The organism is Variovorax sp. J31P207 (assembly GCF_030316965.1).
GTDB lineage: Bacteria > Pseudomonadota > Gammaproteobacteria > Burkholderiales > Burkholderiaceae_C > Variovorax > Variovorax ginsengisoli_B.
In genome coordinates this window covers 1-1,173 of sequence record NZ_JASZYN010000041.1, presented here as the reverse complement: position 1 = coordinate 1,173, position 1,173 = coordinate 1, and the positions used below count along the sequence as shown (strand labels likewise).

General features: G+C 63.0%; 2 protein-coding genes. Both read left to right on the top strand.

The genetic code is table 11. The annotated features are described in order from the left end of the window. Nucleotides 1–273, top strand: a 273-nt coding sequence (locus QTI68_RS40095) for a hypothetical protein (protein WP_286529982.1), incomplete at its 5' end; no start/stop codon positions are given. A 192-nt stretch (nucleotides 274–465) separates the two neighbouring features. Further along, nucleotides 466–1,173, top strand: a 708-nt coding sequence (locus tag QTI68_RS40090; protein ID WP_286529980.1) for a type IV pili methyl-accepting chemotaxis transducer N-terminal domain-containing protein, incomplete at its 3' end; no start/stop codon positions are given.

Here is a 1,173-nt window from a genome sequence, read left to right as displayed (position 1 = left end):
CCGGATGCCGCGGGCCTCCAGCTGCAGTGCGCCGCGGGCCGCTGCGAGATCAATGGCCCGCTACCGTGCGGGAGTTCAAACTTGTGGCCGATCGACGCGCTGGGTCCGATCGGACTTGCCTGGCGAAGCGGCGTTGCGCAAGCCGTCACCGGAGGCGCGGTTCATGCGGCTCTCACCGCAGAGGAAGCAAAAGCTGCCGGGCTGCGCTCGATACTCGCCATTCCGGTAGTTGGCGATGGCGTGGTCTGCGAGGTCGTTGGCCTGTATTTCTGACTTGGTCTTACTGAATGAAAGCGACTTTCATTCCAGTCCTGAGCTTTTTACAGAGCGCGCTTTGGGTGTTGCATCAAACGGCATCCGAGCGCCAACCGCTGCAGAAGCTACTCGGCCAGAACACGACATTACCAAGGTGCACCGTGGCTCAACCACACGCGCACCAACTTGATACGTCTACAGAGGAGAACGATGAACCGGCGAACTGTGATCGGGTGGATGGGCAGCCTCACGCTGCTGACTGTGAGCAACAACTTTGCGCAGGTCGTCGATCTGAACGATGCGATCAACAAGGCGGGGCGTCAGCGCATGCTGTCGCAGCGCGTCGCCAAGGCCTACCTGGCGGCCGGCCAGGGCGTGGTCACCCAGCGCGCAGACGAGATCTTGGCTGCCTCGATGGCCCTCTTCGACCGCCAACTCGTGGAACTCAAAGCATTCGCCCCGACGCCCGACGTCAAGGCGACGTACGGTGAGCTCGAGACCCTCTGGAGCGCCTACAAGGCCGTGCTTGTCGGCCAGGCGCCGGTGCGCGAAAACGCTGCGGCGCTGATCGATCTCGACGGCAGGGTGCTGGCGTTGGCAAACAAAGGCACATTGCAGCTCGAACTGGTGTCCGGCAAGCCTCTCGGCCGGCTCGTCAACATCGCGGGGCGTCAACGCATGTTGTCGCAGCGGGTGGCGAAGTTCTATCTTGCAATGGCTTGGAAGGTCCCTCTCCCCAACGCCCAGGCCGAGCTGGACAAGGCGGGCGCCGAGTTCGTGTCTGCGCTTGACGTGCTCGCCAATGCTCCGGAGGCGACGACGGCCATCAAGCAGGAGATCGAGCTCGCGCGGAATCAATGGGTGTTCTATGCGGCTGCGCTTGCGCAACGGGGTGTTGAGATCGCCTCACCGGAGCGC